Annotated in this window: 5 protein-coding genes; 3 read left to right on the forward strand and 2 right to left on the reverse strand. The window is 54.1% G+C overall.

The window, feature by feature from the left end; genetic code table 11:
- Window positions 1-95 precede the first annotated feature (95 nt).
- The 3 genes from EKO24_RS03730 (at window position 96) to EKO24_RS03740 (ending at window position 5911) form a co-directional block, all read left to right on the forward strand.
- Window positions 96-3770, forward strand: a complete 3675-nt coding sequence (locus tag EKO24_RS03730) for a DUF3683 domain-containing protein (protein ID WP_127029712.1) — start codon at window positions 96-98, stop codon at window positions 3768-3770.
- A 243-nt stretch (window positions 3771-4013) separates the two neighbouring features.
- Window positions 4014-5270: an AAA family ATPase gene (locus EKO24_RS03735; protein ID WP_127029705.1), complete on the forward strand. Its 1257-nt coding sequence runs from the start codon at window positions 4014-4016 to the stop codon at window positions 5268-5270.
- 2 nt (window positions 5271-5272) lie between these two features.
- The gene (locus EKO24_RS03740; protein WP_127029706.1) at window positions 5273-5911 is read left to right on the forward strand and encodes an RloB family protein; all 639 of its coding nucleotides are present in this window, start codon (window positions 5273-5275) and stop codon (window positions 5909-5911) included.
- 53 nt (window positions 5912-5964) lie between these two features.
- Here the strand turns inward: EKO24_RS03740 and EKO24_RS03745 are convergent, their stop codons facing one another.
- Together EKO24_RS03745 and EKO24_RS22525 are read right to left on the reverse strand one after the other, a co-directional pair.
- Window positions 5965-7242, reverse strand: a complete 1278-nt coding sequence (locus EKO24_RS03745; protein WP_161990563.1) for an RCC1 domain-containing protein — start codon at window positions 7240-7242, stop codon at window positions 5965-5967.
- The gene (locus EKO24_RS22525) at window positions 7233-7535 is read right to left on the reverse strand and encodes an RCC1-like domain-containing protein (protein ID WP_161990564.1); all 303 of its coding nucleotides are present in this window, start codon (window positions 7533-7535) and stop codon (window positions 7233-7235) included. Before EKO24_RS22525 ends, EKO24_RS03745 begins: the two co-directional genes overlap by 10 nt.
- Window positions 7536-7693 lie beyond the last annotated feature (158 nt).

The following is a 7693-nucleotide window of genomic DNA, read 5'->3' on the forward strand; positions in this document are numbered from 1 at the left end:
AGAGACAATACGCTTTGTTAACTAACAGTTTGTCATCATGTCGTCTCAATCATTAGAGACAATGCGTTATGCTGACACCACCGGATAAGAGAAACATGTCGCCAACTACCGTACAAACCGACGCCAATTCTACGATAACCATTCCCCGAGGCTACCGGGAAATTCCGTTCAACTACACCTCCGCCGACGACTGGCAGATCGTGTCCTTCTTGTTGGGACCGAAGATCGCGCTGACTTTGGAAGAATTGCGCGAGCGCCGCGTGACCGGCCGCTCGGCCCGGTTGTTGATGCGTTTTTTCGGCGAAATCCTGATTTACCGCCGCAATCCTTACCTGTTCCAGGAGCTGGTCATGTCGGCCAGCCGGCGTAAACGGATGTTCGAGAACGCCGAAAAACACTTGGCTATCATCGAGCGCAACATCGGCGACGAAACCCAGGTGCATGAAGTCTTGGCCGCGTCGCGCCAGTTGTTGCGCGACTTCATCGAAAACGCCGAAAGCGTGCCCGGCCTGCGCCGGCGGATGAAACGCGAGTTGGGCGCGATTACCGGCGTCGACAACGTGTTGTTCGATCCGTTCTCGCTGGTGTCGCACGCGACCGATGCGACCGATTGGCGCTTGCATTTGCCGGTCGCAGTGGTCATGCCGGACAAGGAAGAACAAATCGCGCCGCTGTTGGTCGCGATCGCCAAACTGGGCCTCAGAGCAATACCGCGCGGCGGCGGCACCGGCCTGACCGGCGGCGCGGTGCCGTTGCGCGCCGATTGCGTCGTCGTCAATACCGAAAAACTTGACCATATCCGCGGCATGCGCGACATGGAATTCAAGCTGTGGGACGGCCGAACCGCGACCGCGCCGGTGCTGGAAGTCGAAGTCGGCACGATTACCGAAAAAGCGCACCAATACGCCAGTCAACGCGGCCTGGTGTTCGCGACCGACCCGACCAGCGCCTGGGCGTCGTCTATCGGCGGCAACATCGCCGAAAACGCCGGCGGCAAATGCGCGGTGCGTTGGGGCACCTGCATCGACAACCTGATTTCCTGGCGCATGGCGATGCCCGGTGGCAAACGCTGGGAAGTGCGCCGCACCGACCACCAGTTGCGCAAAATCCTGCCCGAAGACACGGTGACGTATGAAGTCCGCGACCAAAGCAGCGGCGAGACGATCAAAACCGTGCAATTGAAAGGCAGCGAAATCCGCAAGAAAGGCTTGTGGAAAGACATCACCAACAAAGCGTTGGGCGGCGTTCCGGGCCTGCAAAAAGAAGGCACAGACGGCGTCATCACGTCGGCCGAATTTATTTTGTACCCGAAATTCGAAGCCACGCGCACGATCTGCCTGGAGTTTTTCGGCGAGGACATGGAAGAAGCCAGCCGCGTGATCGTCGAGTTGTCCAAGACCTTTCCGTTCCCGGACCAGGGCGAGGACACGTTGATCGCGCTGGAGCATTTCGACGACGAATACGTGCGCGCGATCGAATACCAGGTCAAATCGAACCGGTTCAAGACGCCGAAAGCCGTATTGCTGATCGACGTCGCCGGACATTCGTTGGAACAGGCGCAAAACGGCATCGCAAAAATTCGCGCAATTCTGGAGCACTACCCGAACACCGAGCTGTTCGAAGCGCACGATAAAGCCGAAGCCGAGCGCTATTGGGCGGACAGAAAGAAATTCGGCGCGATTGCGCGGCGAACCAACGCGTTCAAACTGAACGAAGACATCGTGATTCCGTTGGACGTGTTGGCCGATTTCGCCCGCTTTATCGAGGAAGTCAACGTCGACGAAGAGCGTTACGCGCAACTGCAATTCCTAGAACGCGCGGCGGCGCTGTTTCGCGACCCGCCGGACGAAGGCAGCGCGGATTCGTTCGCGGCCCGCTCCAGTGTCGCGCTGTATCTTTACACGGTCGCCAAGAATTCATTGCCGCTGGCTGACGAAAAGACGTTGCGCAGCCTGACTATCGTCAACGATTTCCGGCAGGAATTCGCCGAACTGGCGCGCGGCTTCCCGAAAATCATCGCCGCCGTCGATCAGGCTTACCAGGAAGTGCGTGACCGCCGCATCGTGCTGGCGACGCACATGCACGCCGGCGACGGCAACGTGCACGTGAACTTGCCGGTGCTGTCGAACGACTTGGCGATGCTGCAACGCTCCGAGGAAGTCATCGACAAAGTCATGCTGAAAGTCATCGAAATGGGTGGCGTGGTGTCCGGCGAGCACGGCATCGGCGTGACTAAATTGAAATATATGGAACCCGAGCGCATTGCCGCACTTAGCGCGCACCGTCGCGAAGTCGATCCGGCCGGTTTGATGAATCCCGGCAAACTCGAAGATTTGGACGTGCTGAAATATATCTACACGCCGTCGTTCAATTTGCTGGGTCTGGAAGCGCGCATTCTGCGCCACGGCCAATTGGAAGAGCTGGCGAAAAAAATCGCCCATTGCGTACGCTGCGGCAAATGCAAGCCCGATTGCGGCGTGTTCCATCCGGCCGGCAGCTTGTTCTACCATCCGCGCAACAAAAACCTGGCGATCGGCGCGATCATCGAAGCGCTGCTGTTCGACGCGCAACGCGAATATTCGACGCAATTCGAATTGCTGCAATGGCTGGAAGACGTGTCCGACCATTGCACGACCTGCCATAAATGCGCGAAGCCGTGCCCGGTTAATATCGATACCGCCGACGTGACCGTGTTGGAACGCCAAATCCTGGCCGATTGGGGTTACAAACGCATGCCGGCGGCGACCAAAATGACGCTGAAGTATTTGAACAGCGAATCGCCGGCGTTCAACAAAGTGTTCCGCTTCGGCGTGCTGCAAGCCGGCATCGTCGGCCAGCAAATCGCCACGACCGTGGCCAAGCCGTTGCAGCCGAAAAAAGGCACGTCGAAACATTATCCGCTGCAACTGTTAAGCTCGCCGATGCCGAAAGTGCCGTCGAAGACTTTGCGCGACCTGCTGCCCGACTGCAAGGACGATCAGGTGCTGGTGTTCGAGCCGGACGAGCCGGCCGAGCGTACGGTGTTTTATTTCCCCGGCTGCGGCTCCGAGCGGATGGTGTCCGACATCTCGATGGCCGCGCTGCACGTGCTGATGAAGCTGAGAACCCGGGTCGTGCTGCCGCCGCCGTTCCTGTGCTGCGGCTTCCCGGCTTACGCGAACGGCCAATCGGAAATGCACTCGCAAAACGATTTACGGGTAACTATTCTGTTGAACCAAATCCGCGACATGTTCTCGCATCTGGAGTTCGACGGCTGCGTGCTGACTTGCGGCACCTGCCGCGAGGGCCTGAGCGAAATGGAAACCGGCAAACTGTTCGGCGGCCGCATGGTCGACATCACCCGTTACGCGCTGGAGCGCGACTTGCATATTGGCGGCGACGGCAGCGAAAGCTACCTGTATCATGCGCCGTGCCACGACTCGTTGGACGGCAAAGCGCTGGACGTGATGGATAAACTGGGCGGCTTCGGTAGCGTCACTTCGGTGCCGAATTGCTGTTCCGAAGCCGGCACCTTGTCGCTGTCGCGTCCCGACATTTCCGCCGCGATGCTGCACCGCAAACGCGAATCACTGGCCGAAGCGATGCCGGAAAAAGGCCAGGCGACGATTTTGACCAATTGCCCGTCGTGCATGCAGGGCCTGGGCCGGAACAAAGGCATGGGCGTCACGCCGCAGCATCTTGCGGTCGCATTGGCGGAGAAAATCTCCGGCAAGTCGTGGTTGAAGGTGTTTAAGGAACAGGCGAGTAAGGCTAAGGCGTTTAATTTTTGATGGGGTTTTGGGGAATGGATTGTAGCCATTTTCCTAACATAATAAATGTAGAGGAGGCTTTTCCGCTTTCATTGGCCGGAATGTTGGGTAAACAAGATGCCCAACATTTCGACATTCTGTTAGGAGATAAATCAAACTCCGTTGCTATGTTTCAAAATATCTATAATGCAGAAAATATGCAGTTAGAGTGTAAATAAGCTATATTAATAGTCGCAATAAACTATTTACTTACGAGATTTCTGCATGTTAATCGAGTTCTCCGTCAGCAATTACCGTTCTTTCCGCGAAAAGCAGACCTTTTCTATGGTTGCTGCGCCTAGATTGAAAAAGGGCGATAACGTATTCAAGCCTGTAGTTAAAGGCGAAAAACTTCCTGATTTGTTAAAGGTTGCCGCTATTTATGGCCCGAATGCATCGGGCAAGAGCAATTTAATTAAGGCGCTTGGTATTGTAGGATATATTGCTAATCGTCAACCAAGCGCACAATTTACACCGATTTCAGTTTCCCCGTTCCGTTTCGATCCGCAGTTGGCAGATCAACCCAGCCGCCTTGAGCTGCATTTTGTTTGTGCCGAACAACGCTATGCATTTGAATTGGCATTAACCCAGCAACGTATTGTCGAGGAGCGTTTGGTTGCGTTTCCAAAAGGGAAGGAAACGCTATTGTATGAACGTCGCTATTTGTCTTCCGGCGACGAATATATTTTTGGGCCACAGCTGGAAGGCGGACAGGATTTACACGAACTATGGAAAAAATCTACCGGTCCGCAAGTGCTGTTTCTTGCGCAAGCCGTGGCAAACAGTAGCGAAGAGCTGAAACAATTAAGAGAGCCTCTAACATGGTTGCAAACAGGATTCATCATGGTTTCTGGCGGCATGGATAATTGGGCAAATCATAGTCAGGAGCTTGCAAAAGAAGATCCTTCCTTTGCCGAAGAAATTTCGTCCTTTCTGCAAGATGTAGATGTTCCGGTAACCAATATCCGCGTTGATCAAATACAGTCTAGTTCTTTAGGGGGGCTCTCAATTGGATTACACCTATCGATGAGTGAAAAACCGAAAAGCAAAATGGTTTTAACTCATAAAACTGCGCTGGGAGAAGCCGAGTTTGATTTCCTAGAAGAATCTGAAGGTACTAAAAACCTGATCGGGTTTTGGCTGCCTTGGAGTGTTCACACTGAATCAAGCCTTACAAAAAAAAGACGTACTCTTGTAGTCGACGAGCTGGACAGTAGCCTACATCCCGAAATTGTTGTTTCTTTAGTTTCAAAATACATTAAATCCGACTCACCCGCCCAGATTATCTTTACTACGCACGACACCCACCTGATGGATGCCAAGCTGCTACGCCGCGACCAGTTCTGGCTTACCGAACGCGACGCTAACGGTGCCACACAATTACGCTCTATCCATGATTTTGAGGGCCGTGAAAGCGAAGATCTGGAAAAACGCTATTATGAAGGCCGCTACCGTGGATTGCCCTTTGTGCGCAAGAGCTAAACATGGCGCGTGATTCTAATTCGTTTAAACGGCAAAAGCCTAAATTTAAGCCTCAGCCGAAAGTATTGGTTATTTGCGAAGACAGTAAGTCGGGAAAGCGCTATTTGGAAGATGCCAGTCTGCATTTTCGGGTCAATATTTTGGTGGAAATTACCCATTGCGGAAAAACCGATCCACTGAACATCGTTAAGGAAGCCATCAACCGTCAGGGAAAATTCGATCACGTTTTTTGTGCGATAGACAGGGACACTCATGAAACCTTTGGCGAGGCACTAAACTTAGTCAAGACAGCCAAAAAAGTCGAAATAATTGCTTCTTATCCATGCTTCGAGTTCTGGCTGTTGCTGCACTTTGGCTACAATCGCAAACCTTATGCTTCAGTTGGCAAGCACTCGGCAGCAGATTTACTTATCAAAGACTTACGTGCTTGTCCCGGCTTGGAGAAATACAATAAGGGCGAGGACATGGGGATTTTTAAGTTACTATTGGGAAAGCAGTTTGATGAGGCGCGGAAGATAGCTCCTAGGGTTATTACCGAAGCCATAGCGAGTCAAGAAATGAATCCGAGTACCAGACTCCATGAGTTACTTAATTTTTTTGAGAAGCTATCCTCACCGCAAGAAATTACGCCGACGCTATAAGCCAATAGGGCCGTAGGCTGGGTTTCGCTACCGCTCAACCCAGCCCTATAAACTCATTTAGACGGAATGGTATAAACCATCCGAACCCTGTTCGCGGCAAGCATTTCGTTCGCATCCTTGCCGTAACCGACGTAAACGTTGACTCCGCCGAGGCCGGAAGCGTCGGCGGCCGATAAAACCGGGATGTTGACGTAGCTCCAGCTCCTGGTATCCACCTTGCTAAAAGCCGGCATCGTGCTGCCGTTGTACGGAACCCAATTGCGGCCGTCGTTTAGGTACAACGTAGGGCCGACCATCGCGCCCAGATAGATATTGTTGGTTTGCTGAGCGCCGCTACCGGTCAGCACCAGCTCGAAGTTAAGGTTTAGCGAATTGATAAGGCCTTTAGCGTTGACGCCGATCGGAAACGGCGGCAGTACGCCGTTTGGCACGGCCGGCAAAAGATCGAAAAATCCGCCCGCGGCTGAGCCGAGTACATACTCCGGACGGCTGCGAAAATCGTTATTCAGGCCGTCGCCTAGCGCACCTGAATAATTCTCGCCCCAAGCCCATAACGTGCCGTCGCTTTTCATCGCCAGCACATGTTCGAGCGTGCCGGTAATCGCGGCGACATTATCCAGGCCTACGACTTGAACCGGCGCAAAACGGTCGGCCGTGGTGCCGTCGCCGATAACGCCGTGGCTATTATTACCCCACGCCCATACGCTGCCGTTGTTCCGCAAAGCCAAGGTGGCGCCGTTGACAGCGGCAATAGCGCCGACGTTATTGATAGCGGCTTGCACCGGCGTCAACGCGACATTGGCAGAGCCGTTGCCGAGACTGCCGTGAAAATTATCGCCCCAGGCCCAGACCGTGCCGTCGCTTTTTAACACGACAGCATGATAAAGATCGGCGGCCACCGAGACAGCGTTTGTCAAGCCTGGAATCTGGACCGGAACGGGGCGATTGCTGCCCCCGCCGTCGCCGATATTGCCGTAAATGCTGGAATGGCGGCCCCAGCCCCAAACCGTGGCATCGTTTCTGACCATGAAAGTGCGTTCGCCGGCTCCGCTGATCGAAACCGCTCCGTACAAGGCATCGATAATCTTCGGGCTGCTGGTGGAAGCGGTCGTGCCATCGACCAATTGACCATAAGTATTGTTGCCCCAAGCCATGACCATCCCGTCCATGGTCACGACGTAACTGGCACCGCCGCAGGCGAAGATGCGGCTGACGAAGTTGAGTCCGGGGACTTGCACCGGCGTGGCGCTGGATTGGGTTGTACCGTTGCCCAATTGGCCGGAGCTGTTGTCGCCCCAGGCCCAAACCGTACCGTCGCTTTTCAGCGCCAAGGTATGCGCGGTGTCCGCGGATACCGCAGTAATGCCCGACAGGCCGTTGATTTGGACCGGGATTTTTCGATGTTGAGAGGGTTGCCGCCAATGCCGAGCAGCGTGCCTTGATTGTTGGAATTGGAGTTGCTGCCCCATACCCAGACGGTGCCGTCGCTACGTACTGTAACCGAATGGGTCCAGGCGGCGGCAACAATGTCGGCTTCCGCGGCCGTCATCGTCAACGCTAATAATCCGGCCATGATCGGCATCGCAAAAGTGTTGTTTCGGTATTTGTCATTCAGGTGTTTCATAATCCGATGTTCCTTGAGGCCTTTAAAGTTGGTGCAGTTCGTTTAAGCGTAATGTTACGCCAGGAACCTCACCACCTATCAGTTTATAAAAACGACGGAAAAACTTGGCAAGGGTTTGTCATTTTGCAAACACCGTTTCAAGTATCGCAAGCCTCGTG

Source organism: Candidatus Methylobacter oryzae, from assembly GCF_003994235.2.
Lineage (GTDB): Bacteria > Pseudomonadota > Gammaproteobacteria > Methylococcales > Methylomonadaceae > Methylobacter_A > Methylobacter_A oryzae.

What these genes read in the sequence shown, in the direction of transcription:
- EKO24_RS03730 (WP_127029712.1), top strand. Translation starts at nt 96, where the DNA reads ATGTCGCCAACTACCGTACAAACCGACGCCAATTCTACGATAACCATT.
- EKO24_RS03740 (WP_127029706.1), top strand. Translation starts at nt 5,273, where the DNA reads ATGGCGCGTGATTCTAATTCGTTTAAACGGCAAAAGCCTAAATTTAAG.
- EKO24_RS22525 (WP_161990564.1), bottom strand. Translation starts at nt 7,535, where the DNA reads ATGAAACACCTGAATGACAAATACCGAAACAACACTTTTGCGATGCCG.
- EKO24_RS03735 (WP_127029705.1), top strand. Translation starts at nt 4,014, where the DNA reads ATGTTAATCGAGTTCTCCGTCAGCAATTACCGTTCTTTCCGCGAAAAG.